23 protein-coding genes and 1 pseudogene are annotated in these 25,556 nt (G+C 72.2%); 12 read left to right on the forward strand and 12 right to left on the reverse strand.

The window, feature by feature from the left end:
- From cseC to ACIRFL_RS23425, 5 genes are all read right to left on the reverse strand, one after another.
- The gene (cseC, locus tag ACIRFL_RS23405; protein WP_404031497.1) at positions 1-1,344 is read right to left on the reverse strand and encodes a two-component system sensor histidine kinase CseC; all 1,344 of its coding nucleotides are present in this window, start codon (positions 1,342-1,344) and stop codon (positions 1-3) included.
- Between the two features lie 12 nt (positions 1,345-1,356).
- Complete coding sequence (gene cseB, locus ACIRFL_RS23410) at positions 1,357-2,061, reverse strand: two-component system response regulator CseB (RefSeq protein WP_404031499.1); 705 nt, start codon at positions 2,059-2,061, stop codon at positions 1,357-1,359.
- An 84-nt stretch (positions 2,062-2,145) separates the two neighbouring features.
- Positions 2,146-2,814 carry a hypothetical protein gene (locus ACIRFL_RS23415; protein WP_404031502.1) on the reverse strand — a complete coding sequence of 223 codons (669 nt, stop codon included), beginning with the start codon at positions 2,812-2,814 and terminating at the stop codon, positions 2,146-2,148.
- On the reverse strand, positions 2,802-3,341 hold the full coding sequence (locus ACIRFL_RS23420) for a SigE family RNA polymerase sigma factor (protein WP_404031504.1): 540 nt from the start codon (positions 3,339-3,341) through the stop codon (positions 2,802-2,804). The genes ACIRFL_RS23415 and ACIRFL_RS23420 overlap by 13 nt, the downstream gene beginning before the upstream one ends.
- Before the next feature lie 264 nt (positions 3,342-3,605).
- Positions 3,606-4,481, reverse strand: coding sequence for an A/G-specific adenine glycosylase (locus ACIRFL_RS23425; protein ID WP_404031507.1), 876 nt, complete (start codon positions 4,479-4,481; stop codon positions 3,606-3,608).
- A 181-nt stretch (positions 4,482-4,662) separates the two neighbouring features.
- Here ACIRFL_RS23425 and ACIRFL_RS23430 point away from each other — a divergent pair, with 181 nt between their 5' ends.
- Positions 4,663-5,487 (forward strand): hypothetical protein, encoded by an 825-nt coding sequence (locus ACIRFL_RS23430; RefSeq protein ID WP_404031510.1) that lies wholly within the window; start codon positions 4,663-4,665, stop codon positions 5,485-5,487.
- A 406-nt stretch (positions 5,488-5,893) separates the two neighbouring features.
- On the opposite strand, the gene disA is transcribed toward ACIRFL_RS23430, so the two are convergent.
- Complete coding sequence (gene disA / locus ACIRFL_RS23435; RefSeq protein WP_404031513.1) at positions 5,894-7,018, reverse strand: DNA integrity scanning diadenylate cyclase DisA; 1,125 nt, start codon at positions 7,016-7,018, stop codon at positions 5,894-5,896.
- 80 nt (positions 7,019-7,098) lie between these two features.
- Positions 7,099-8,508 carry a DNA repair protein RadA gene (radA, locus tag ACIRFL_RS23440; protein WP_404031516.1) on the reverse strand — a complete coding sequence of 470 codons (1,410 nt, stop codon included), beginning with the start codon at positions 8,506-8,508 and terminating at the stop codon, positions 7,099-7,101.
- Positions 8,509-8,706: 198 nt separating this feature from the next.
- Here radA and ACIRFL_RS23445 point away from each other — a divergent pair, with 198 nt between their 5' ends.
- On the forward strand, positions 8,707-10,497 hold the full coding sequence (locus ACIRFL_RS23445; protein WP_404031519.1) for a hypothetical protein: 1,791 nt from the start codon (positions 8,707-8,709) through the stop codon (positions 10,495-10,497).
- A 310-nt stretch (positions 10,498-10,807) separates the two neighbouring features.
- On the opposite strand, the gene ACIRFL_RS23450 is transcribed toward ACIRFL_RS23445, so the two are convergent.
- Positions 10,808-11,665 carry a hypothetical protein gene (locus tag ACIRFL_RS23450; RefSeq protein WP_404031522.1) on the reverse strand — a complete coding sequence of 286 codons (858 nt, stop codon included), beginning with the start codon at positions 11,663-11,665 and terminating at the stop codon, positions 10,808-10,810.
- A gap of 71 nt (positions 11,666-11,736) precedes the next feature.
- On the opposite strand from ACIRFL_RS23450, the gene ACIRFL_RS23455 reads away from it, so the two are divergent.
- The 4 genes from ACIRFL_RS23455 to ilvD all read left to right on the forward strand — a co-directional run bounded on the left by ACIRFL_RS23455 (position 11,737) and on the right by ilvD (position 16,239).
- Positions 11,737-12,669 (forward strand): Ppx/GppA family phosphatase, encoded by a 933-nt coding sequence (locus ACIRFL_RS23455; protein WP_404031525.1) that lies wholly within the window; start codon positions 11,737-11,739, stop codon positions 12,667-12,669.
- Positions 12,670-12,798: 129 nt separating this feature from the next.
- Positions 12,799-13,632: a sugar phosphate isomerase/epimerase family protein gene (locus tag ACIRFL_RS23460; RefSeq protein ID WP_404031527.1), complete on the forward strand. Its 834-nt coding sequence runs from the start codon at positions 12,799-12,801 to the stop codon at positions 13,630-13,632.
- Positions 13,629-14,255: a TetR family transcriptional regulator gene (locus tag ACIRFL_RS23465; RefSeq protein WP_404031530.1), complete on the forward strand. Its 627-nt coding sequence runs from the start codon at positions 13,629-13,631 to the stop codon at positions 14,253-14,255. The genes ACIRFL_RS23460 and ACIRFL_RS23465 overlap by 4 nt, the downstream gene beginning before the upstream one ends.
- 130 nt (positions 14,256-14,385) lie before the next feature.
- Positions 14,386-16,239, forward strand: coding sequence for a dihydroxy-acid dehydratase (gene ilvD, locus ACIRFL_RS23470; protein WP_404031533.1), 1,854 nt, complete (start codon positions 14,386-14,388; stop codon positions 16,237-16,239).
- Between the two features lie 145 nt (positions 16,240-16,384).
- On the opposite strand, the gene ACIRFL_RS23475 is transcribed toward ilvD, so the two are convergent.
- A complete protein-coding gene (locus ACIRFL_RS23475; protein ID WP_404031535.1) occupies positions 16,385-18,556 on the reverse strand; it encodes a PQQ-binding-like beta-propeller repeat protein in 2,172 nt (723 codons plus the stop codon).
- A gap of 184 nt (positions 18,557-18,740) precedes the next feature.
- Between ACIRFL_RS23475 and ACIRFL_RS23480 the strand changes: the two genes are divergently transcribed.
- Positions 18,741-19,079, forward strand: a complete 339-nt coding sequence (locus ACIRFL_RS23480; protein ID WP_404031538.1) for an SH3 domain-containing protein — start codon at positions 18,741-18,743, stop codon at positions 19,077-19,079.
- A 42-nt stretch (positions 19,080-19,121) separates the two neighbouring features.
- A complete protein-coding gene (locus ACIRFL_RS23485; RefSeq protein WP_404031541.1) occupies positions 19,122-19,640 on the forward strand; it encodes an EamA/RhaT family transporter in 519 nt (172 codons plus the stop codon).
- Positions 19,641-19,656: 16 nt separating this feature from the next.
- On the opposite strand, the gene ACIRFL_RS23490 is transcribed toward ACIRFL_RS23485, so the two are convergent.
- Together ACIRFL_RS23490 and ACIRFL_RS23495 are read right to left on the reverse strand one after the other, a co-directional pair.
- Positions 19,657-19,851 (reverse strand): hypothetical protein, encoded by a 195-nt coding sequence (locus tag ACIRFL_RS23490; RefSeq protein WP_404031544.1) that lies wholly within the window; start codon positions 19,849-19,851, stop codon positions 19,657-19,659.
- A gap of 11 nt (positions 19,852-19,862) precedes the next feature.
- Complete coding sequence (locus ACIRFL_RS23495) at positions 19,863-20,450, reverse strand: ArsR/SmtB family transcription factor (RefSeq protein WP_404031547.1); 588 nt, start codon at positions 20,448-20,450, stop codon at positions 19,863-19,865.
- Positions 20,451-20,603: 153 nt separating this feature from the next.
- Between ACIRFL_RS23495 and ACIRFL_RS23500 the strand changes: the two genes are divergently transcribed.
- From ACIRFL_RS23500 to proC, 4 genes and pseudogenes are all read left to right on the forward strand, one after another.
- Positions 20,604-21,383 carry a class I SAM-dependent methyltransferase gene (locus ACIRFL_RS23500; RefSeq protein WP_404031549.1) on the forward strand — a complete coding sequence of 260 codons (780 nt, stop codon included), beginning with the start codon at positions 20,604-20,606 and terminating at the stop codon, positions 21,381-21,383.
- 45 nt (positions 21,384-21,428) lie between these two features.
- Complete coding sequence (locus ACIRFL_RS23505) at positions 21,429-22,259, forward strand: ABC transporter ATP-binding protein (protein ID WP_404031552.1); 831 nt, start codon at positions 21,429-21,431, stop codon at positions 22,257-22,259.
- A pseudogene (locus ACIRFL_RS23510) lies at positions 22,256-23,030 on the forward strand (ABC transporter permease). The gene ACIRFL_RS23505 and the pseudogene ACIRFL_RS23510 overlap by 4 nt, the downstream one beginning before the upstream one ends.
- A 100-nt stretch (positions 23,031-23,130) precedes the next feature.
- Entirely contained in the window at positions 23,131-23,943 is an 813-nt protein-coding gene (gene proC / locus ACIRFL_RS23515; RefSeq protein ID WP_404031555.1) for a pyrroline-5-carboxylate reductase, read from the forward strand.
- A 27-nt stretch (positions 23,944-23,970) separates the two neighbouring features.
- Here the strand turns inward: proC and trpS are convergent, their stop codons facing one another.
- Entirely contained in the window at positions 23,971-24,996 is a 1,026-nt protein-coding gene (gene trpS / locus ACIRFL_RS23520) for a tryptophan--tRNA ligase (RefSeq protein ID WP_404031557.1), read from the reverse strand.
- Positions 24,997-25,556 lie beyond the last annotated feature (560 nt).

Raw genomic sequence — 25,556 nt, forward strand, 5'->3', positions numbered from 1 at the left:
CTACCGGAGTACGGGGTAGCTGCCCGTGTTCGTCGGGGCGTGTTCCGGGAGCCAGAGGACGGCCACCGCGCCCTCCGCGGGGACGTCCTCCGGTGTGCCCGCGGGCCTGACGTTGCGGAAGGTCAGCCGGGCGCCCAGCACCCGGGCCTGCCCGGCGGCGATGGTCAGGCCCAGGCCGTGGCCCTCGCCCGAGCGGTCCTCGCTGCCCGTGCGAAAGCGCCTCGGGCCATGGGCCAGCAGGTCCTGCGGGAAGCCGGGCCCGTGGTCGCGGACCCGGATGACGCGGCCCTCGACGGTCACCTCGACGGGCGGCTTGCCGTGCCGGGCGGCGTTGGCGAGCAGATTGAACAGCACCCGCTCCAGGCGCCGCGGGTCGGTGGTGACCTCCGACTCGTGCACCACGCGCACCCTGATCTCCGGGTCCTTGGCGGCCACCCGCCGGGCGACGAACTCGCCCAGCATGATGTCCTGCAGTTCGGCCCGCTCGGATGCGCCGTCGAGCCGGGCCACCTCCAGCACGTCCTCGACGAGCGTGCGCATCGCCTTGGCCCGGTCCAGGACCAGCTCGGTGGGCCGGCCAGGCGGCAGCAGCTCGGCGGCGGTCAGCAGCCCGGTCACCGGGGTGCGCAGCTCGTGCGCGATGTCGGCGGTGACCCGCCGCTCGGCCTCGAGCCGCTGCTGGAGCGCGTCCGCCATGGCGTCCACCGCACGCGCGAGATCGTCGGTCTCGTCCCGTACGACACCGCCGATGGCGTCCCGCACCCGGACGTCCGGCTCACCCTTGGCGACCTGGTTCGCGGCGGCCGCCGCCTTGCGCAGCCGCCGCGACAGCTGCCCGCCGATGAGCACGCCGAGCGCGCTGCCGCCGACGACGACCGCGATCGAGCCGATGACCAGGGCCTGGTCGAGGTCCTTCATCACGTCCGTGCTGCGGTCGGTGAAGTGGGTGTGCAGCGACAGCACGTGCCCGTCCTTGACCGGGACCGCCGCCCAGATGTCCGGCACCGGGCCGCCGTGGTCGGTGACATACGTCGCCCGGCGCCCCTCCCCGACCTTCTGCCGCAGCTCGGGCGGCAGCTCCGGGTCGTCGATCTTGATGCTCGGGAAGTTGGGCCGCCCGGACAGCTCGTAGTTGCGCTGGGCGATCTGCACCCGCTCGTCGGCCAGGTCGCGCGCGTTGTCCAGCATGGACACCCGGGCCGCGTTGTGCACGACCAGGCTGAGCGCGATCGCCACCAGGGCGCCGACCAGCGCGATCGCCGCGCTCAGCTTCCAGCGGAGCCCGGTGCGCAGGCCGGCCGACAGTACCTTTCCGTGGACCGGACGCCGAATGAACCGCCTCATGTCGTCGCCCGCTCACGCCTTCAGCTTGTACCCGAAGCCGCGGACCGTCTCGATCCGGTCCTGGCCGATCTTTGTCCGCAGCCGCTGCACATGGACGTCGACGACCCGTGTGTCGCCGCCCCAGCCGTAGTCCCATACGCGTTCCAGCAGCTTGTCGCGCGAGAGCACCGTGCCAGGCGCCGAGGAGAACTCCAGGAGCAGCCGCATCTCGGTCGGGGTGAGCGCCACCGGCCGGCCGTCCCGGCGCACCTCCATGCCCTCGGTGTCGATCTCCAGTCCGCCGAAGGTCAGCACGCCGCCGGACACCGGCGTACCGGGGTTCTCGGCCTGAGCGGCCCCGCCGGCGTGCCCGAAGCGGCGCAGCACCGCGCGGATGCGGGCGACCAGTACGGCACCGTCGAAGGGCTTGGTCACATAGTCGTCGGCGCCCGCCTCCAGGCCCAGCACGACGTCGATGGAGTCGGCGCGCGCCGACAGCATGATCACCGGCACGGTCGACTCGTCGCGGATGCGCCGGCACAGGCTCACCCCGTCCAGCCCCGGGACCATGACGTCCAGCAGCGCGATGTCGGGGCGCCTGGCCCGGAACGCGTCCAGACCCGACAGCCCGTCGGGCATCGCGGTGACCGCGAAGCCGTCCCGCTCCAGGGCGAGTTGGGTGGCCTCACGGATGACGTCGTCGTCCTCGACGAACAGGACGTGGGTCTGCTCTGCCATCCCGGTGCTCTCAGTCCTCGTGTGGTTCTCGTGCCGTCACCCTTGTGACGCCGGTGTCGTGTGCGGGGTTCACCGCGCTCGCCATCAGCCGTCCGGTGCCACTGTCGGTTCGGGCACCGGCGAGGCCACGCCGCCGGCCGCGTTGCCGTAGTCGGTGTGGTGGGAGGACTCCTCGACGAAGCGGCCCGCGGTCCAGGCGTAGGTGATCACGTTCTCGCCGGACGGACTGGAGACCGGGTCGCCCTTCTCGTACACCTGCTTGGTCACCATCAGATCGCCGCGGTCTATCTCGGCGTAGACGGGGGACTCCTCCGCCCGGAACACGTTCTGGTACCTGCCGCCCTCGCTGCGGTACACATACGAGCCGACCCCCACGGCGTCGCCGCAGGTCAGCACGTTGACCACGACGTCCTCTACGGTCGATCCGGTCAGGTTGCCGTAGGACACGTCGACCGGGTACTCGTCGGCGGCGCACGGCTTGAGGCCCCGTTTGACCGCGGGTGAGACGTGCGGGTCGTCCTTGACGAGAGTGACCGCGTTCACCCGCCGGTAGCTGTCGGAGGGGCTGGGCGCGGGGGAGGCCGCAGCGCCCGCGACCGAGTCGGCGTGTGCCGGACCCTCGTCGCGGGCGCCGGTGCCGCCGGTGGCGCAGGCGGCCACGAAAAGGGCGAGGGCGGTGAGCACGGCCACCACCGTGCTCACCGCCTGCACACTCCCTCGGGCACTGGGCCCGGCGCCCGTCAGGCCGCGCAACGCTCCTGCTCCTCACGCTCCAGCGCGCGTGCGTCCAGATCGCGCGCCTCCAGCTCCTCGCGGAGCCGGGCGAGCGCCCGGTGCAGCGTGCTCTTGACCGTTCCGGCCGACATGCCGAGGGCGGCGGCCGTCTCCTCCGTGGACATCTGCTCCCAGTGTCGCAGCACCACGACACTGCGCTGCTTCGGAGCGAGCACCTTCATGATGTCCATGAGGAGCGCACGGTCGGCGTGCTGCTCGGTGGCGTCGTCCACGCACGCGTCGGGCAGCTGCTCGGTGGGGACCTCCTCCAGCTTCCGCGCCCGCCACCACTCGGTCCGCGTATTGATCATCACCCGGCGCAGATAGGCGTCGGCGAGGCGCTTGTCCGCGATGCCGTCCCAGCGGCCGTACGTCCGCGCGAGCGCCGTCTGCAGCAGGTCCTGGGCGTCCACCGGGTCCGGAACCAGCCGGCGGGCGCTGCGCAGCAGCGCGTCCTGCCGGGTGCGGACGTACTCCTCGAATTCGAGCACCTCGCCCTGCGCCATTCCAACCGCCTCCGTTCCCCGTGCTGCTACGGCCCGTGCCTGTCGTTGCCCGGCCCGGTGGTCGGCCGGGCACGGAAATGAAGGTACGGAGCAGTTGTCACGGGGTTGTGCGGAGGAGCCTGCGGATGGCGCTCGGCTGTCCGTCGGTTGTGTAACGGAAGTAGGAACGGGGTAAAGAAGGGCCGCCTTCTGTCCTGATTTGGTGGTTTTTGTCGGGCCTGATGGGCCGTAACCGGGCCACCGCCGCTGTGACCTGTCTGTACGTCAACTATGCGGAAGCCGATAACGGCCGCCCGCCAGCGGCTCCACCAGACCGTCCGAGACCAGCCCGTCCAGCGCACGGGCGCGCTGCACCGGCTCGTGCCACACCCGGTCGAGGGCCGCCTGCGGCACGGGGGAGTGCGCCTCGCGCAGCACGGCGAGGAGCTTCCCGCGCACCTGGCGGTCGGTTCCGGCGTATGTCTGACCGCGGCGCGGCGGGCCCGAGTGCTCCGGCTTGCCCGCCAGGTGCCAGGCGCACTGGTCGGCGATCGGACAGCGCTCGCACAGCTCGTTCTTCGCCGTGCACACCAGCGCGCCCAGCTCCATGGAGGCGGCGGCCCAGCGCGCGGCGGTCCGTTCCTCCTCGGGCAGCAACTCGCGGGCCAGCCTGCGCTCGGCCGCCGTGGTGGCGTTCGGCGGGTACTGCACGCCCGTGACCGCCCGCGCGAACACCCGGCGCACATTGGTGTCGAGCACGGCGTGCCGCTGCTCGTACGCGAACGAGGCCACGGCTGCCGCCGTGTACTCGCCGATGCCGGGCAGCGCGAGCAGTTGGGCGTGGTCCGTCGGCACGTCGCCGCCGTGCCGTTCCGTTATGGCGACCGCGGCGCCGTGCAGCCGCAGGGCGCGGCGCGGGTAGCCGAGCCGGCCCCAGGCGCGGACGGCCTCACCGGGGGCCTCCGCGGCCAGATCGGCGGGGCGCGGCCAGCGGGCCAGCCACTGCTCATAGACCGGCAGTACGCGGTTGACCGGCGTCTGCTGGAGCATGAACTCGCTGACCATCACGCCCCACGGGCCCGCCTCCGGGCGGCGCCAGGGGAGGTCGCGGGCATGGGCGTCGAACCAGGCGATCACGGGGGCGTGGAGCTTCTCAGTCATGGCCCTCCCGATCCTGCCACGGGTGGGGCTGACGTGCTCCGCGGCACCGCCGGGCCGGGGCGCGTGGCGGCCGAAGGGCGCTCCTCCCTACGGCAGTTACCGGGATGATGATCTGGAAAAGTTGGGCCGCGGGCGGCGGGTGGCGCAAGCAAGCGCGCCGATCTCTCGTACAGTTTGCGCCGTGGGATCTCTGCGCAATCCGATCGGGCCGCTTCCCTCCTCCATCTACTGGCGCCGGAGGGTCGTTCTGCTGTCCGTGGTCGCCCTGCTGGCGCTGCTGATCACCTGGATCGTGACCTCGGGCGGCGGGGGCGAGAAAAAGAGCGCCGACGGGTCCAATGGCAAGAGCCCCGCGCCCACCATCACGGCGGGGCCGTCGCCGTCCGGGTCCGCGATAAGCCAACACCCGGGCGGGCGTGACGAGTCGGGCGGCGGGGGATCGGGCGACGACGGCGCCGGTGCGGGCGCCGGCGGCGCCACGGCCGGCTCCGCCGGGCCGGACGACGGCGGCTCCCCGGGATCCGGTACGGGGGCGGGCGACGGGGCGGGCGGCGGCGGTACGGGCACGGGTGCGGGGCCCACGCTCCCCGCGTCCTCCGGGTTGCCCAACTGCACGCCCGGCGCGGTGAAGTTGAGCCTGCGCAGCCTGCACAACAGCTACGCGCCCGGGCAGACGCCGACCGTCGAACTCATCGCGAAGAACTCTTCGTCCGCCGACTGCAAGGTCGATCTGGGTCCGAAGAAGGCCGTGTTGACCATCACGCCCGCGGACGACAGCGACGACTACTGGTCGTCCGCCGACTGCCCGAAAGGCGCGGGGAGCCTGGTGTACCGGGTGCCGGCGGGCAGCAGCATCACCTACAGCGTGAAGTGGGACCGCAGGCCGAGCGCTCCCGAGTGCGCCACGCCCCCGTCCGGCTCGGCCGCCCCCGGCACCTACCTGGTCGAAGCCAGGTCCTCCGGCTTCGAAAAGGCCCAGACCTCCTTCGTCCTGACCGCAGACTGACCCGCACCGGCCGGTCTTTTCGGGGCGCACCAGGGAGGGGGACCAACCGCCGGCCGCGTCGAGACGTCCTTGGGCGACCGCGCGTCCGGGTGGAGCAGGCAGGGCCTCGGTACGCATCCGCGCCCGTCGCGCCGACGGTAGGCGACCGAGCCCGACCGGATCGTTCCAGCCGCCCTATGCGTGCCGCGGCAGACGGCCGACCGCCATCACCGGAGCGCTACGACGGCTCGTACCGCAGCCGGTGGGCGCGCCGCACCGGGTGGGCGTGCCGGGCCAGGTGGACGTGCCGCGAGCGGCGTTCCGTTTTCGGTCGATGCGTTGCCGCCGTTCCGGTGCGCGAGGCCGTTGTGTCTCGGATGCGCTCGTCTCCGAGGCCGGTGCGTGCGCCGTAGTCGGCGCGGGGTGGTCAGACGTAGCGTTCCAGGATCGAGGATTCCGCCAGGCGGGACAGGCCCTCACGGACGCTGCGGGCCCGGGCCTCGCCGACGCCGTCCACCGTCTGGAGGTCGTCGACGCTTGCCGCGAGGAGCTTCTGCAGCCCACCGAAGTGCTCCACGAGCCGGTCGATGATCGCGCCCGGGAGCCGCGGCACCTTGGCCAGCAGGCGGAAGCCGCGCGGCGACACCGCGGAGTCGAGCGCCTCAGGGGAGCCGGTGTAGCCCAGCGCCCGGGCCACCGTGGGAAGTTCCAGCAGCTCGGCATGGCTGAGCGCGTCCAGCTCCGACAGCGCCTCGTCCACCGTGCGGGAACGCTTCGCCGTCGGCTCCGGCACATAGTCCCGGACCACCAGCTCCCGCTCCGGCTCGACGCCCGCGATCAACTCGTCCAGCTGGAGGGCGAGCAGACGCCCGTCGGTGCCCAGTTCGACCACGTATTCGGCGATTTCGGTGGCGATGCGGCGCACCATCTCCAGGCGCTGCGCGACCGCCGACACATCGCGGACGGTCACCAGGTCCTCGATCTCCAGCGCCGACAGCGTGCCCGCGACCTCGTCCAGGCGCAGCTTGTAGCGCTCCAGGGTGGCGAGTGCCTGGTTGGCGCGCGAGAGGATCGCCGCCGAGTCCTCCAGGACCCGGCGCTGTCCGTCGACGTACAGGGCGATCAGCCGCATCGACTGGGACACGGAGACCACCGGGAAACCCACCTGCTTCGAGACCCGGTCCGCCGTGCGGTGCCGGGTGCCGGTCTCCTCCGTCGGGATCGTCGGGTCCGGGACCAGCTGGACACCCGCCCGCAGGATCTTGGACAGATCGGAGGAGAGCACGATGCCGCCGTCGAGCTTGCACAGCTCGCGCAGCCGGGTCGCGGTGAACTCCACGTCCAGCACGAAACCGCCCGTGCACATCGCCTCGACGGTCTTGTCGGAGCCCAGCACGATCAGTCCGCCGGTGTTGCCCCGCAGAACCCGCTCCAGACCGTCGCGCAGACCCGTACCGGGTGCCACGGCGCTCAGCGAGGCGCGCATCAGGCCATCGGAACCGGCACTCCCACCGGACTTTCCGGGAGCTGCTGCCCGGTCGTTGGCTGCCACTGCACTCCTCCGGTCGCAGGTTCTGGGGCGCCCCCGTTCCCGCACGACGTTCGTACGGACGGGCGAGACCAGGGCAAAGTCTACCGGCGGTCCTCCGCGTCCCGCGGGGCCTCCCGGCGACGGGAGCGCGGAAGCACTCTGAGCGCGTCCCCTATGTCGGCCACTTCCAGGACCTTCATGCCGGCGGGGATCTTGCCCGGATCGCCCGGCACGAGCGCGTGCGTGAAGCCCAGGCGGTGCGCCTCGGCGAGCCTGCGCTGCACGCCCGTGACCCGTCTCACCTCGCCCGCCAGCCCCACCTCGCCGATCGCGACGAGGTTCTTCGGCAGCGGGGTGTCGCTCGCGGCCGAGGCCAGGGCCAGGGCGACGGCGAGGTCGGCGGCGGGCTCGGAGAGCTTCACCCCGCCGACCGTCGCGGTGTAGATGTCCCGCTTGCCGAGCGCGCTGATCCGGCCGCGCTGCTCAAGCACCGCCAGCATCATCGACACCCGGGAGGTCTCCAGACCGGACGTCGTACGGCGCGGGGAGGGGATCTGCGAGTCGACCGTCAGCGCCTGCACCTCGGCGACCAGCGGGCGGCGGCCCTCCAGGGTCACGGTCAGACAGGTGCCGGGCACCGGTTCGTCGCGCCGGGTCAGGAACAGCCCGCTCGGATCGGCGAGGCCCGTGATGCCCTCGTCGTGCAGTTCGAAGCAGCCCACCTCGTCCGTCGCGCCGTACCGGTTCTTGACGCCGCGCACCAGACGCAGGCGCGCGTGCCGGTCGCCCTCGAAGTGGAGCACCACGTCCACAAGGTGCTCCAGCAGCCGCGGACCGGCGATCGCGCCGTCCTTGGTGACATGGCCCACCAGCAGCGTGGACATCCCGCGGTCCTTGGACGCGCGGATCAGGGCCCCGGCCACCTCCCGCACCTGGGCCATGCCGCCGGGCGCCCCGTCGATCTCGGGGGAGGCGACCGTCTGTACGGAGTCCAGGATCAGCAGCGAGGGCTTGACCGCGTCCAAGTGCCCGAGGACGGCGGCCAGATCGGTCTCGGCGGCCAGGTACAGATGGTCGTCGATGGCCTTGATGCGGTCGGCGCGCAGCCGCACCTGGCTCGCCGACTCCTCACCCGTGACATAGAGGGTGCGGTGCTCCTCGCTCGCCGACTTGGCCGCCACGTCGAGCAGCAGCGTGGACTTGCCCACACCGGGCTCGCCCGCGAGCAGCACCACAGCGCCGGGCACCAGGCCGCCGCCGAGCACCCGGTCCAGCTCGGGCACGCCGGTCGAGCGGGCGGTGGCCTGCCGGCCGTCGACCTGGCCGATGGGCAGCGCGGAGGTGGTGACGCGCCCGGGCGTCGTCGTCCGCACCGCGGGCGCGCCGTACTCCTCGATCGTCCCCCACGCCTGGCACTCGGGGCAGCGGCCGAGCCACTTGGCCGTCTGCCAGCCGCACTCCGTGCAGCGGTAGGACGGGCGGTCCTTGGTGGTCTTGGTACGGGCAGCCATGGACGAAACCGTAACGGCCGCCACCGACAACGCGGGCACGGGCCGGCGTCCGGGGCCGCCGCGACCTACCCCGCGCCGTCGGGGAAAGTCACGGAATGAAACGTTCCTGTCCCCTTATGAGGGATCGTTTCACCCGTACGGATTAAAAGTGCTCAAGGTGGCGGAAGGGGCCATCCAGGGCCGCCTACGGTCGCACGGGTGATGAGCAGCAGTCCGGAAACCTTCCCCCGCACGACCGGCGCACATCGGGCGCACCGGGAGGCGCGCGACCGTGCCGCGGCGCGCACGCTGGCGCAGCGCACGCCGCCGCGCTACGAGCCTTACCTGGACGGCCTGTTCACCTACTGTCTGTCGGTGCTGTGCGACCACGACGCGGCGACCGCGGCGCTCGGCGACGTGCTCGCGCTGGCCGAGCGGCGCGGCCACCGCGGGCCGGAGTCGGCCGAGGACCGCCGGGCCTGGCTGTACGCGCTGGCCCGCTGGGCCTGCCTGCGCAAGCTCGCCGAGGCCAAGCAGAAACGTCAGGTCACCCACGCGGCGGGCCGCTCCGGCGCCGAGCGGCGGCCCGGCGCCGAAGAGCGGCCCGGTACTGAGCGGCCGTCCGGCGCCGAAGAGCGGTCCGGCACCGCGGACGGCCCCGACGCCGGGCGGCGGCCCGACGCGCAGGCGGCCGAACCGGCGCTCACCGATGAGCTTCAGGAGCAGCGGAGACGGGAACTGGCCCGGCTCGCCTGGCCGGAGGCCGCCGGGACCACCCCGGAGCAGCGCGAAGCGCTCGAACTCGCCGTACGCCACCAGCTGGCCGCCCACGAGGTCGCCGCCGTCCTCGGCCTGGATCTGGCCGCCGCCCGCGATCTGCTCGCGTCCGCCGCCTGCGAGGTGGAACGCACGCGTGCCGCGCTCGCCGTTGTGGAGACCGGCGGCTGTCCCGGAGTGGCCCGGCTCGCCGGCGACCACCAGCTCGTGCTCAGCAGCACGGTCCGCCGCGAGCTGGTCCGGCACGTGGACGACTGCCCCCGCTGCCGCCGCACCGCCGAGCGCGCGGCGCCCGGCCGCTGGCCCGGCGCCGCCGTCACGCCCGCCCAACTGCCGGTCCTGGAGGCCCCGCGGGCGGCCCTGCGCCAGGCACTGGCGCACCGGCCGCGTGCGCGGGGCGCCGCGGTGCCGCGCTTCGACCGGCGCGGCTTCCCGATGGACCCCAAGGACCGGGCGGCCCGCCGCGACCGGCTACGCGCGCGTGCCGTCACGACGACCGTGGTGGCCACGGTCGTCGCCGCCCCCGTACTCGCCCTGTGGGCCGCCTACCGGGGCTCGCCCGGGGGCGAGGACCAGGACGGCCCCGCCGCCACCGCGCAGGAGGCGCACGACCACGGCGGCGATCACAGCGACGGGGCCGACGGCTACGGCAACACCGGTAACGCCGGCGTCAGGCCCGGCGCCCGCTTCATGAAGGACGGCGCGGCGCCCGACGTCTCCGTGGAGGTCATCAGCGTCTCCGGGGCCGGCAAGAAGGGCGCGGGCCACCTTGGGGTGTCCGCCCGCACCAGCGGCCAGACCACCTACGTCACCCTCACCGCGTCCGGCCCCTCGCCGGTCCACTGGTCGATGTCCACGCCGGCCGACTGGCTCTACCTCAGCCGCGGCTCGGGAACGCTCCAGCCCGGCGAATCGTTGACCATCAAGGTGTACGTCGACCCGCTGCGCGAGCCCTCCGGGTTCTGGAGCGCGCAGGTGGCGATCGCACCCGCGGGCGCCGTCGTCTCCATCCGGGGGTACGGCACCGCGCCCACCCGCCCCTCCGACCCGGGCGGGCCGCCCACCACCGCCGCACCGGACCCGACGCCCACGAAATCGGCTACCGCCGATCCGCCGGCCAGTCCGTCGCCCACGCCGACCGAGCCGACCTCGCCCCCCCCGGAGCCGACTCCGTCCGACCCTCCGTCCTCGCCTCCGCCCCCGACCGACTCGCCGCCGCCCTCGGACGAGTAGGCCGTCGGCGGTTTGGCGGGGCGCCTAGGGGGTGGCCCGGTTTGGCGCCGTGGGCGGGTGCTGGTTTGGTGTGGTTGGGCGCGCAGTTCCTCGCGCCCCTGGGGTGGCTGGGCTTGTGGCTTTTCTGGTGGTTGGGGTGCGTGTGCCTAGTGGGGTGCCGGGTTTGGCGCCGTGGGCGGGTGCCGGTTTGGTGTGGTTGGGCGCGCTGTTCCTCGCGCCCCTGGGTGGGCTTGGCGCGCCGCTTCTTGCGGCCCTGGGTGGGCTTGGCGCGCCGTTCCTCGTGCCCCTGGGGCTGGGTGGCGCTGCTGGGTCAGCCGGTTGGGTCTGCTGGGTGGGGGGCCAGTAGGGGGAGGTTCGTTGCCAGGCGTTCCTCGCACAGTTCGGCCAGGCGGTCGTAGCCGGCCTTGCCCATCAGTTCGGTCAGCTCGGCCCGGTAGGAGACGTACACCGGGTCGCCCGCGCCGTGCGCCGAGGTCGCCGAGGTGCACCACCAGTGCAGGTCGTGCCCGCCCGGACCCCAGCCACGGCGGTCGTACTCACCGATCGACACCTGAAGGACCCGCGTGTCGTCGGGGCGGTCGATCCAGTCGTAGGTCCGCCGGATCGGCAGCTGCCAGCACACGTCCGGCTTGGTCTCCAGCGGCTCGCGGCCCTCCCGCAGGGCGAGGATGTGCAGCGAGCAGCCCGCGCCGCCCGAGAAGCCGGGCCGGTTCTGGAAGATGCACGACCCCTGGTACGGGCGGGTCTGCCGGGACCCCTCGTCGTCCTCCGCGACCCAGCCGTGCCGCATGCCCTCGTCATGGTGCTGCCAGATCTCCGGCGTGAGCCGCGCCACATGCTCGGCGACCCGCTTCTCGTCGTCCTCGTCGGAGAAGTGCGCGCCCAACGTGCAGCACCCGTCGTCCGCGCGGCCCGCCTGAATGCCCTGGCAGCCGCTGCCGAAGATGCAGTTCCAGCGGGAGGTCAGCCAGGTCAGGTCGCACCGGAAGACCTGCTCGTCGTCCGCCGGGTCGGGGAACTCCACCCACGCGCGCGCGAAGTCGAGCCCCTTCTCATCGGGCTCGGGGCCCTCCGCCGCGTTCTTCGGCTTCTGCGATGACTTCGCCCGCGAAGAACCGGAGGAGGATTTGGCGGTCTTGTGGTCCTTCGCCTTTTTCGTCTTTGGCACCCGTCCAGGGTATGTCGCCCCAGCCCGCTCCGGGGACGGACGACGGCCCAGGTGGCAGTAGCGTTCCGTACATGAGACTCGGTGTCCTGGACGTTGGATCGAACACGGTGCATCTGCTGGTGGTGGACGCACACCCGGGCGCGCGCCCGCTGTCCGCGCATTCGCACAAGGCGGAGCTGCGGCTCGCCGAACTCCAGGACGCGGACGGGGCGATCGGCCCCGACGGGGTGGACCGGCTGATCGGCGTCGTCCACGACGCCCTCCAGGCAGCCGAGGACAAGGGCGTCGAGGACCTGCTGACCTTCGCCACCTCCGCCGTGCGCGAGGCCAGCAACGCCGATGACGTCCTCGCGCGCGTGCAGCACGAGACCGGCGTCGAACTCCAGGTGCTCACCGGCGCCGAGGAGGCCCGGCTCACCTTTCTCGCCGCCCGCCGCTGGTTCGGCTGGTCGGCCGGGAAGCTGCTGGTCCTGGACATCGGCGGCGGTTCCCTGGAGGTCGCCTACGGCATCGACGAGGAACCCGACGCGGCCGTCTCGCTGCCGCTCGGCGCCGGCCGGCTCACGGCCGGCTGGCTGCCCGGTGACCCGCCGGACTCCGGGGCGATAAGGGCCCTGCGCCGGCACGTACGGGCCGAGATCGCCCGCACGGTGGGGGAGTTCAGCCGCTTCGGGGCGCCCGACCACGTCGTCGCCACCTCCAAGACCTTCAAGCAGCTGGCCCGCATCGCGGGCGCCGCACGCTCCGCCGAGGGCCTGTACGTGCAGCGCGAGCTGAAGCGGGAGTCCCTGGAGGCCTGGGTGCCGCGGCTGGCCGGCATGAGCGCCCGGCAACGCTCCGAACTCCCCGGTGTCTCCGAGGGCCGTTCCGGCCAGCTCCTCGCCGGTGCCCTGGTCGCCGAGGGCGCGATGGACCTGTTCGGCGTGGAGAGCCTGGAGATCTGCCCGTGGGCCCTGCGGGAGGGCGTGATCCTGCGCCGCCTGGACCACATGGGGTCGCCGTGAGCGCCCCGCACCGGCGCGCGGGGGTGTGCGACGGGTCACGGACGGCCCGCACCGGCACGCGAGGAACGGCCGAAACGGCGCACGGGGCATCCGGCAGCCGAACCGATGCGACCCCGTACCCTGTCCTTCGTGGCTGAAGCAAGGGACGTCCCCGTCCGCATCCCGGATGCGAAGGTCGCCCTGTCGACGGCCTCCGTCTACCCGGAGTCGACGGCGACGGCCTTCGAGATCGCCGCACGCCTCGGCTACGACGGCGTCGAGGTCATGGTGTGGACGGACCCGGTGAGCCAGGACATCGAGGCGCTGCGCCGGCTGTCGGACTACCACCGCATCCCGATCCTGGCCGTGCACGCCCCCTGTCTGCTGATCACCCAGCGCGTGTGGTCCACGGACCCCTGGGTCAAGCTCCAGCGGGCCCGCTCGGCCGCCGAGAAGCTGGGCGCCGGTACGGTCGTCGTGCACCCGGCGTTCCGCTGGCAGCGGCAGTACGCCCGTGACTTCGTCGCCGGCATCTGGCGGATGGCGAACGAGACGGACGTACGGTTTGCCGTCGAGAACATGTACCCCTGGCGCTACCGCGACCGCGAGATGCTGGCCTACGCCCCCGACTGGGACGTTACCAAGGACGACTACCGGCACTTCACGATCGACCTCAGCCACACGGCCACCGCCCGCACGGACGCCCTGCAGATGATCGACCGGATGGGCTCGCGCCTCGGCCATGTCCACCTCGCCGACGGCAGGGGATCGGGCAAGGACGAGCACCTGGTGCCCGGCCGGGGCGGCCAGCCCTGCGCCGAACTGCTGGAACGGCTCGCGCAGCGCGGCTACGACGGCCATGTCGTCATCGAGGTCAACACCCGGCGGGCCATGTCCAGCGCCGAACGCGAGGCGGACCTGGCGGAGGCGCTGGCCTTCACCCGGCTCCACCTCGCCTCCGCGGTGAAGGTGCCCGGACGGTGAGCGGCACCACCCCGGACCGGGAGGGCGCGCCCGCCCGCCGCCGCGGCCGGCCCCCGCGCACCGAGTCGGGCGACACCCGCGACCGCATCCTGACCGCGGCCCGCGAGGAGTTCTCCGAGCGCGGCTACGAGAAGACGTCCGTACGCGGCATCGCCAAGGCCGCGGGCGTGGACTCGGCGCTCGTCCACCACTACTTCGGCACCAAGGAACAGGTCTTCGAGGCGGCCATCGAGGTCGCCTTCGCGCCCGCGCTGAACGCCTCGAACGTCGTGGGCGCCGGCCCGCTGGACGGCATCGGCGAACGGCTGACCCGGTTCTTCTTCGGCATCTGGGAGAATCCGACCTCCCGGGCGCCGCTGCTGGCGATCCTGCGCTCCGCCGTCAACAACGAGACCGCCGCCGCCGTCTTCCGCCGGCTGATCGCGAGCCAGCTGCTGCGCCGCATCGCGGGACAGCTGGAGCTGCCGGACGCCGAGCTGCGCGCCGAGCTGGCGGCCGCGCAGCTGGTGGGCTGCGCCATGCTGCGGTACGTGATCAAGATGGAGCCGCTGGCCTCGGCCGACCTGGAGCAGATCATCGCGCGGGCGGCGCCGGTGGTACAGGGGCATCTCACCGGGGCGTGAGCCCGCGGGCACCGGACCCGCGAGACGGACATCCCGCATTCCGGACATGGCGTCCCGATCCCTGGATGACCGGCGTAGGCTCGACGGACCAGAACCGTCTGGCAGAAGGTCTTCGAAGGAGCGAGCGACGATGCCCGAGCTGAGGTCCCGCACAGTCACCCACGGCCGCAACATGGCGGGCGCCCGCGCCCTTATGCGGGCCTCCGGTGTACCCGGTGCGGACATCGGCCGGAAGCCGGTCATCGCGGTCGCCAACAGCTTCACCGAGTTCGTGCCGGGCCACACCCATCTGCAGCCGGTCGGCCGGATCGTCAGCGAGGCGATCCGGGAGGCGGGCGGCATCCCGCGCGAGTTCAACACCATCGCCGTCGACGACGGCATCGCGATGGGCCACGGCGGCATGCTGTACTCGCTGCCCTCCCGCGACCTGATCGCGGACAGCGTGGAGTACATGGTCGAGGCGCACTGCGCCGACGCCCTGGTCTGCATCTCCAACTGCGACAAGATCACCCCGGGCATGCTGATGGCCGCGCTGCGCCTGAACATCCCCACGGTCTTCGTCTCCGGCGGCCCGATGGAGGCCGGCCGGGCCACCCTGGTCGACGGCACGGTCCGCACGCTGGACCTGATCGACGCGATCGCCGAGGCCGCCAACGACAAGGTCTCCGACGAGGACATCCTCCGCATCGAGGAGAACGCCTGTCCGACCTGCGGCTCCTGCTCCGGCATGTTCACCGCCAACTCGATGAACTGCCTGACCGAGGCGATCGGCCTGTCCCTGCCCGGCAACGGCTCGGTCCTGGCCACGCACACGGCCCGCCGCGGGCTGTACGAGGACGCGGCCCGCACGGTGATGGACATCACCCGCCGCTACTACGACCAGGACGACGAGACGGTCCTGCCCCGCAGCATCGCCTCGTTCGCCGCCTTCGAGAACGCGATGGCCCTGGACATCGCGATGGGCGGCTCGACCAACACCATCCTGCACCTGCTGGCCGCGGCCCAGGAGGCGGGCGTCCCGTTCGGCCTGGAACAGATCGACGCCGTCTCCCGCCGGGTCCCCTGCCTGGCGAAGGTCGCGCCCAACGTCGCCAAGGACCGCACGTACTACATGGAGGACGTGCACCGCGCCGGCGGCATCCCCGCCCTGCTCGGCGAGCTGCACCGCGCCGGCCTGCTCAACGAGGACGTGCACGCGGTGCACAGCCCGTCCCTGGCGGACTGGCTGAAGACCTGGGACGTGCGCGGCGGCTCCCCCTCCCAGGAGGCCGTGGAACTGTGGCACGCGGCCCCCGGCTGCGTCCGCTCGGCGGAGGCGTTCTCCCAGTCCGAGCGCTGGGAGGCGCTGGACGAGGACGCCGAGCACGGCTGCATCCGCTCCGCCGAGCACGCCTACTCCAAGGACGGGGGCCTCGCCGTCCTGCGGGGCAACCTGGCCGTCGACGGCTGCGTGGTGAAGACGGCCGGCGTCGACGAGTCCATCTGGACCTTCGAGGGCCCGGCGGTGGTCTGCGAGTCACAGGAGGAGGCCGTCGAGAAGATCCTCGGCAAGCAGATCACTGAGGGCGACGTCGTCGTCATCCGCTACGAGGGCCCCAAGGGCGGCCCCGGCATGCAGGAGATGCTGTACCCGACGTCCTTCCTCAAGGGCCGCGGCCTGGGCAAGAGCTGCGCGCTGATCACCGACGGCCGCTTCTCCGGCGGCACCTCCGGCCTGTCCATCGGCCACGCGTCCCCCGAGGCCGCGTCCGGCGGCACCATCGCCCTGGTCCAGGACGGCGACCGGATCCGTATCGACATCCCGAACCGCAGCATCGAGCTGCTGGTCGACGAGGCCGAACTGGCGCGCCGCGAGCAGGCGCTGAACGGCGACTACGCCCCGAAGAACCGCGACCGCAAGGTCTCGTCGGCCCTGCGGGCGTACGCGGCGATGGCGACCAGCGCGGACAAGGGCGCCGTCCGGGACGTCAGCAAGCTGGGCTGAGCCCCGCAGCCCCCGCACGCTCCCGGGCCGCCTCAGCCGGAGGCGGCCCCGCCGTGTGCCAAGGTGCGCGGCGGGCCGACCACTGCGGGGGCCGCGGGCTGCCGGTAGCGGGGCCGCGGGCTGCCGGTAGCGGGGCCGCGCCCGGTCACCAGGAATCGGGGTCGCGGGCGTCCACGGCGATGACCGTGCCGTCGGGGGCGCCGGCGAAGAGACGGCCGCCGACGAGCAGCGGTGCCGGGAGCGCGGCCATGACCTCGTCGGAGTTCGCACCGAGCCGCGGCCTGGTCTGTCCCAGCAGTGCGCCGTCGTGGGCGTCGACCGCGAGCAGCCGCCCGTCGGCGGCGCTGAAGTACACATGGCCGGCGTCGGCGACCGGCGCCGAGCCACGGCTCACGGACGTCTCCAGATGCCACCGCCGCTCGCCGTCCGCCATGTCGACCGCCTCCAGCGCGCCGCCACTGGACAGCAGGTAGACGACATCGCCCCGCACGGCGGCCTGCGGAGCCAGGCGCGGCACCGGCAGCGGCACCCGGCGCTCGGTCGCCGCGGCCGGCGTGTAGCGCACCACCTCGTGCGTCTCGCCGGTGGCGTTGTCCACCGACAGCAGGAACAGCGAGCCGCCCTGGCTGCCGACCGGCCTCAGGTTCCCCGCGAGCCGAGCCTGCCAGCGCTCGGCGCCCGTCTCGGGATCCACGGCCGTCACGCGCGTGTGCGTCCCGTCCTCGGAGCTGGTCGCATACGCCGACGAGTCCCCCGCGAACCAGTCGAGGGAGGGCGTGTGGGCCCCGGAGATCCGCCGGGTCCACCTGGTGTCGCCCGTCCGGCTGTCCACGCCGGTGACCGATCCGTCGGCGTCGCCGACGAGGAGCATCCCGCCGGCGAAGCGCAGCGCCGCCTGTCCCGGCACCGCCCGCTTCCAGCGCGTCGTACCGGAGCCGGGATCGACCGCCTCCACTCGCCCGTCCCCGTTCGCCGGCACCTGAAGGAGTCCGCCCGACAGCACCGGCGCGACGCTCGCCCGGTCCCCGGCGACGGGGTGCCGCCACAGCAGGGACCCGTTGGCCGGGTCGAGGGCGTAGGCCATGCCGGAGCGCAGACACAGCACCTTGTCGTCGCCGTACGTGCACTGGGGCATCCCGGAGCCCTCGCCCACCGGATCGGCGTGCCACCCCGGGAAGCCCGCCGGGGTGTCCTCCGCTGTGACACCCACCGGCACCGGCGGGTCGCCGCCGAGCCACAGCACCGACCCGAGCACACCGCACAGCGCGAGCGCGAGCGACCCGCCCACGAGCGCTGCCCGCTTGCCGAGCCATGCCCGCGGTCCCCGGGGCGCCGGCGCGGTCCGCACCTCCCGTTCGGGCTCCTGGGGCGGGACGGCCCGCAGCCCCCAGGGGTCCTCCGTGTCGGGCGTCGGCCGGTCCGTGCCGTCCGCCTGCCGGTCGTCCGCGCGCGTCCGCTGAGACGGTATGAACGCCTGCGTGTCATACAGGGCCGCCACCGACCGCAGCTCCCGCATCAGTTCGTCGGGCGTCGGCCGGTCCTCCGGCTCCTTGGCGAGGCAGCGCAGCACCAGCGGGGCGAGGTCGTCCGGCACCCCGGCCAGATCCGGCTCGTCGTGGACGACCTGGTAGGCCACGACGTACGGGCTGTCCGAGTCGAACGGGCCGCGCCCGGTCGCCGCGTGCACCAGCACCGACCCCAGCGTGAAGATGTCCGCGGCCGGCCCGACTTCCCGGGGCCGCCGGAACTGCTCGGGCGCCATGAAGGGCGGCGTACCGATCAGCTTGCCGGTCTCGGTGCGCAGTTCGCTGTCTTTCGGCCGTGAGATTCCGAAGTCGATGACCTTCGGACCGTCCTCGGCGAGCAGGACGTTGCTCGGCTTCAGATCGCGGTGCACCACCCCGACCCGGTGGATGTCGCGCAGCGCCTCCGCGAGCCCGGCCATCAGCCGGCGCAACTGGGCGGGCTCCATGGGCCCGTTCCGCTTCACATGATCGGCGAGGGTCGGACCCGGAATGAACAGCGTGGCCATCCAGGGCCGTTCGGCCTCCGGGTCGGCGTCGACGACCGACGCGGTGAAGGCGCCGCTCACCCGCCGGGCCGCGGCCACCTCCTGCCGGAAACGGCCCCTGAACTCGCGGTCCTTGGCGAACTCGGCGTGTACGACCTTCACGGCGAGCCTCAGCCCCGAGGTGCTGCGGGCCAGGTGCACCACGCCCATGCCACCCGACCCGAGGCGTGCCTCAAGACGGTAGTGACCGGCGTACTCGGGAAGTTCCGCTTCCGCGCCCGCTCCGGTGTTCCGCTGTGGCGCCATGGGACCACCCCCGTGCTGTTCGTCGGCGCGCGCGACGCTCGGAGCCTAGTCGATGACTCGGACGGGACCGAGGCGACTTGCTAGCCTCCGCGTGCGAGTCGCGCACGGGTGTTTCGTGGCTCGAAACAGGGGAATCAACGTGACCCCATGGAGGTCATGGGGTCTGACGGGGGGAGATCCACTCATGTCTGTCGACCGTGTGGAAGCGACGGAAGCAACCGACGGCACGAACGAGACGAACGACACCGACGACACGCAGGCGGCCGGGGCCACCGTGCGCACCTATCCGGTCGCCCCGGGCGTGCGGCTGAACGTCCGCAGCGGTCCCGGCACCAACTACGGCATCGTCCGGGTCCTGCCGGCCGACACCCGCGTCCCGATCTTCTGCCAGACGCCGGGCACGACGGTCACCGGCCCCTACGGCACCTCGAACATCTGGGACAACATCGACAACGGCGAATACGTCTCCGACGCCTATGTGTACACGGGCAGCGACGGCTACGTGGCCTCGCGCTGCTCCTGACCCGCCCCGGAGCCCGCGGACCCGCGGCGCCATAATCGTCCCGTGAGCGACGAACCCGGCACCCCGGACGCCCCCGCGGGCTCCACCGGCGGCGGACCGAACGGCCCCCGCCCCGAGCCCCTGCGCTTCTTCGGCACGTCCTGGGTGCACCACGACGGCGGCTACGCGGCCCGCCGCGCCGGCGTGGCCGTGGGCTCGCTCGCCGCGGCGGCCGCATCCTGCCTGATCCTCCGCTTCGCCTACCAGGGCCTGCAGATCGCCGACACGGGATCCTTTGTGACCGTGCTGGTCGTGGTGATGTTCGCGATCTGCAGCGCGCTGGCCTTCCGCAACACCTGGGACCGCTTCGGCAGGCGCCCCGACCCCGACCGCCAGGCGTCCCTGCGCGGCCTCCTGGCCATCGGCTTCGTCGGCTCCCTCCTCGCGTACTTCTTCCGGACCCTCATCGAGGCCCCCGGCGAGAAGCTGCACCGCGCCGAGTACGAGGAGGCCCGCACCCGGCACGAACGCCGCACAACCCGCCGCACCGGCAACCCAGCCAAAAAAACCCGCCGCCACTAACGATTCCCCACGCCAGTCAGCACGCCGGAAGAACGTCCGCTCTCTTGGGCGTGGCGGCCAGCCGCAGGCCCACCTCCACCAGGGTCCAGCCGAGCCGGACCCGCAGGCCCCGGCGCCGCCGGGCCACCGCGGCGAGCCGATATGCCTCGGCTTCACCACATAGTTCCGCGGCGCGGACGCGGTGCAGCGTCAGATGGGTCTCGATGTCCATGGAACGGCCTCTCAGTCCGTGCGGAGGGGAAGGACGTGCGTGTGGACGCGCACCTGCTCGACGTCCGGCGCGCCGTCGTCATGAGCCGGTACGCGGTAGCTCTCCACGAGGTCGTGCATCTTGTGGATGAGGTCGAGGGCGCGTTCGGGCGTGAGATTCAGCGTCCAATCGCTCAAGTCGGAGGAGCGGTTCCACGCCTCGGACCATTCGCCGCGGGTGCCGAGCCAGGTCGCCAGCTCCCGGGTGTGGTGGTTGGCGAGCTCGTGCAGGAACAGGTCGGCGGACCCGCGCACCTCAGGGTTGCCGTCCTTGAGTAGCGCCGAGTCGAAGCGCACCCCCATATGGGCCGCCTTCCACCACCGCTCCCGTCCCTTGCCGCGCTCCGGCGCGTCCTCGACGAAGCCATACGCGGCGAGTTGACGCAGGTGGTAGCTGGTGGCACCGCTGGACTCGCCCAGTTTCTCGGCCAGTTGGGAGGCGGTGGCCGGACCGGCGTGCCGCAGCGCGGTCAGCAGTCGCATACGCAGTGGATGGGCGAGGCCGCGCAGCGACCGGGCGTCGAGACTGTGGACCCGCGGGTCCTCGGACGACTCGTTCATACGGAAGAAGATAGCCATGCAAAGAAACCGTTGCAACCATTTCTTTGCATGAAAATCTTTGCATGGGTCGGTCGTCGGTGCGGTGCGGTGCGGTGCGGTGACCGGGGTCGAGGGCCGCTGTCGTATATCGGTTGGGCGGATCACCATGGGCGTATGACCACTACGCCTTCGTCCTCGCATGCCAGCCGGGCGCAGTCCTTCAACGCTGCCGCGGCGCAGTACGGAGCCAATCGCCCCTCCTATCCGCCCGCCCTCTTCGACGTCATCGAAGAACTCGCCGCCCGTCCCCTCGCCGGCGCCCGGGTCGTGGACGTCGGCGCCGGCACCGGAATCGCGACCGCGCTTCTGCGCGCCCGCGGTGCCGACGTGGTCGCGGTCGAACCCGGCGACGGCATGGCGGCCGAGTTCCACCGCGGCCTTCCCGACGTCCCGATCGTCCGGGGCAACGGCAATGCCCTGCCCCTGGCCGACGCTGCCGCCGACCTGATCACCTACGCCCAGTCCTGGCACTGGACCGACCCCGCCCGGTCGGTGCCGGAGGCGCTGCGGGTGCTGCGCCCGGGCGGAGCCCTCGCGCTGTGGTGGAACGCCAGCGCCCTCGACATCCCCTGGATCGACGCCCAGACCGACCGCATCGAACGCCACTTCGGCCGCGACGGGGTGGTGGCCAAGAACGGCGACGGCGTGCGCACCGCCCTGGCCGACCCCAGCGGCCGACTCGACTTCGTCCACCGCACGGTCCGCTGGAGCCGCCGCGTCTCCCTCGACACCCACCTGGCCAACATCGGCAGCCACTCGATCTTCCTGACGCACGGTGAGGAGAGCGCCGCCGCCTTCCTCACCCAGGAACGGACCCACCTCCTGGCCGCCTTCCCCGACGGCACCGTGGAGGAGGTCTACGACGTGGAGCTGCTGGTCGCCCGCAACACCTAGCGACGCTTGACGGCCCCCGGCGCCGGGAGCATTATTCATCGCGTGATGAATAATGCCTCCGGCCCCCCGGCCACGCCCGAAACCCCCGCCGTACACGCCACCGACCTGACCGTCGAACGCGGCCCCCGCACCGTCCTGCGCAACCTCCGCTTCACCGTCCCGCGCGGCCGGATCACCGGCCTGCTCGGCCCCTCGGGATGCGGCAAATCAACGCTGATGCGCGCCATCGTCGGCACCCAGGCCAAGGTCACCGGCACCCTCGACGTCCTCGGCCGCCCCGCCGGCCACCCCACCCTGCGCACCCGTATCGGCTATGTCACCCAGCACCCCTCCGTCTACGACGACCTGACGATCCGCCAGAACCTCGACTACTTCGCCGCGATCCTCGCCCCCGGCCGGGCCGCCTCAGCACGCCGTCACGACGACGTCACCCGAGCCATCGCCGACGTCGACCTCACCAGCCACGCCGACGCCCTCGCCGGAAACCTCTCCGGCGGCCAGCGCAGCCGCGTCTCCCTCGCCGTGGCCCTGCTCGGCACCCCCGAACTGCTGGTCCTCGACGAACCCACCGTCGGCCTCGACCCCGTACTGCGCCGCGACCTGTGGACGCTCTTCCACGACATCGCCGCCACCCGCGGCGCCACCCTGCTCGTCTCCTCCCACGTCATGGACGAGGCCGAGCGCTGCCACCGCCTGCTGCTCATGCGCGACGGCGAATTCCTCGCTGGGGGCACGGGCACCTCCGGGCCGGAGGCGGGGGGAGACACCCCCGAAGCCCTCCGCGCCCGCACCGGAACGGACACCGTCGAGGCGGCCTTCCTGCACCTCGTGGACGAGGCGACCGCAGCCGGCCGCACCAAGGAGACGACCCGATGAACACGACCACCGCACCCGCCCGCACCGGCGCCCTGAACCTCTCCCGCACCACCGCCACCGCGACCCGGGTCCTGGGCCAACTGCGCCACGACCCACGCACCATCGCGCTGATGCTCCTCGTCCCCTGCGTGATGCATGTTCCTGCTCCGCTATGTCTTCGACGGCAGCCCGCGCACCTTCGACACCATCGGCGCCTCTCTTCTCGGCATCTTCCCCCTCATCACCATGTTCCTGGTCACGTCCATCGCCACCCTGCGCGAGCGCACCTCGGGCACCCTCGAACGCCTCCTCGCCATGCCCCTCGGCAAGGGCGACCTCATCGCCGGCTACGCCCTCGCCTTCGGCACCCTCGCGATCATCCAGTCCGCCCTGGCCACCGGCCTCGCGGTCTGGTTCCTCGGCCTGGACGTCGTCGGCTCGCCCTGGCTGCTCCTGCTGGTCGCCCTCCTCGACGCCCTGCTCGGCACCGCGCTCGGCCTGTTCGTCTCCGCCTTCGCCGCCTCGGAGTTCCAGGCGGTCCAGTTCATGCCCGCGGTGATCTTCCCTCAGCTCCTCCTCTGCGGTCTGTTCACACCCCGCTCCGCCATGCACCCCGTCCTTGAGGCCATCTCCGACGTCCTGCCGATGTCCTACGCGGTCGACGGCATGAACGAGGTCCTTCACCACACCGACGTGACGGCCACGTTCGTCAGGGACGTCCTTGTCGTGGCGGGCTGTGCGCTGCTGGTCCTCGCCCTGGGCGCGGCCACCCTGCGGCGCCGCACGGTGTGACCCGACACCCGGACGTCCGCCCAGCGGACAACACCGCACACCCCGGACCCCCGGTGCGAGGATGTACCCCGGACGACGCACCCCGGAGGGCACCCGCACCATGACCCACAAAGTCGCAGTCCTCGGCACCGGCAAGATCGGCGAAGCACTGCTCAGCGGAATGCTCCGCGCCGGCTGGGCCCCCGCCGACCTGCTCGTCACCGCCCGCCGCCCCGAGCGGGCCGAGGAACTTCGCGCGCGCTACGCAGTCACCCCGGTCACCAACACCGAGGCGGCCAAGACCGCCGACACCCTCATCCTCACGGTCAAGCCGCAGGACATGGGCACCCTCCTGGACGAACTCGCCCCGCACGTCCCCGCCGACCGCCTGATCATCAGCGGCGCGGCCGGTATCCCCACCTCCTTCTTCGAGGAGCGCCTGGCCGCGGGCACCCCTGTCGTCCGTGTCATGACCAACACCCCCGCCCTGGTCGACGAGGCCATGTCCGTCATCTCCGCCGGCACCCACGCCACCGCCGACCACCTCGCCCACGCCGAGGAGATCTTCGGTGCCGTCGGCAAGACCCTCCGCGTCCCCGAGTCCCAGCAGGACGCCTGCACCGCTCTCTCCGGCTCCGGCCCGGCCTACTTCTTCTACCTGGTCGAAGCCATGACCGATGCGGGCATCCTCCTGGGCCTGCCCCGGGACAAGGCCCATGAACTCATCGTCCAGTCCGCGATCGGCGCCGCCGTGATGCTCCGCGACAGCGGAGAGCACCCCGTCAAGCTCCGCGAGAACGTCACCTCGCCGGCCGGTACCACCATCAACGCCATCCGCGAGCTGGAGAACCACGGCGTACGAGCCGCCCTCATCGCCGCCCTCGAAGCCGCCCGCGACCGCAGCCGCGAGCTGGCCTCCGGCAAGAAGGACTGACCCCACCGAACCCCGCCTCGGCGGCGTCTACCCGGCCGCGTTCACCACCGGCTCCGACACGGGTTCCAGCAGCCCGATCGCCCGGTAGGCCGCATCGACCGTCGGCCGGGCCATGGCCCGCGCCTTCTCCGCACCCTCCCGCAGCACCCCCTCCACATACACAGGATCCGCGCACAACTCCTTGTGCCTGGCCTGTACGGGCCTGAGGACCTCGACCACGGCCTCCGCGGTGTCCTTCTTCAAGGCGCCGTACGACTCATATACACCGCCCAAGGCCTCCGGGTTCCCACCCGTGCACGCCGCCAGGATCTCCAGCAGATTCGCCACCCCCGGCCGCTCCTCCCGGTCGTACACGACGTCCCGCCCGCTGTCGGTCACGGCCCGCATCACCTTTCTGCGCACCACGTCCGGCTCGTCGAGCAGATAGACGATGCCCGGCCCGGAGTCGTCCGACTTCCCCATCTTCGACATCGGATCCTGGAGGTTCATCACCCTGGCGGCGACAGCCGGGGGCGTCGCCTTCGGCACCGCGAACGTATGCCCGTACCGCTGGTTGAACCGCACCGCGAGGTCCCGCGTCAGCTCCACGTGCTGCGTCTGGTCGTCCCCGACGGGCACCTCGTCGGCCCGGTACGCCAGGATGTCCGCCGCCATCAGCGCCGGATACGTCAGCAGCGACAGCCGGACGCTCCCGCCCCGCGCGTGCTCCCGCACGGACTTCTCCTTGTACTGGATCATCCGCCGCATCTCACCGTCGGTCGCCACGCACTCCAGCACGTACGACAGCCGCGTGTGCTCCGCGACGTGACTCTGCACGAACACGGTGCACAGCTCGGGATCCAGCCCCGAGGCCAGCAACAGCGTCGCCGCCTGCCGACTGAGCCGACGCACCCGCGCCGGGTCGTGGTCCACGGTCAGCGCGTGCAGATCGACGATGCAGAACAGGGCGTCGGACCGGTGCTGGTCCACATCCGCCCACCGCCGCATGGCTCCCAGGTAGTTGCCCAGCGTCAGATGCCCGGTCGGCTTGACCCCGCTGAAGACCCGTGCCATTCCCTCTCCACCTCCTGGTAGGGACCGTCGCTCCTGGCGGCCGGCCCCCAGGTTCTGGAGGGAGATACGAGAACGGCCGCCGGAGCGGCGGCCGTTGGATGCATACGTGAGCAAGGCCGCCGTCAGGCGGCCCACCACTGCTGGTTGCACGTACGCGTCATCACGTCCCCAGCATACGCAGCCGGGGCGCTCCCATGACGTGAGTTGACACGCCCCCACCGGATACGTACTGTTCTCCGAGTTGTCCGACGTGAGCGCCGACCCCGGTCGGTCCCCGGACAGCGATTCCGCAGGTACCACCCGTCGAACGGCGATGCGTCGCCGTATGTCTTGGTGTGTGTATTTGCGGAATGAGGAATCCGCGTTCGAAAGGGCGCAGGACCCCGATTAGCTCGGGAGCCGGGAATCCGCTAAAGTCTCACTCGTCGGAACGGTCCAGCGGGCCGGGAAGACAAATCCCGCCAACCGGGAATCGGACTCCGAAAGGGTCTGATAGAGTCGGAAACACCGAAGGGAAGCGCCCGGAGGAAAGCCCGAGAGGGTGAGTACGAAGGAAGCGT

Source organism: Streptomyces sp. NPDC102462 (genome assembly GCF_044765425.1).
GTDB lineage: Bacteria > Actinomycetota > Actinomycetes > Streptomycetales > Streptomycetaceae > Streptomyces.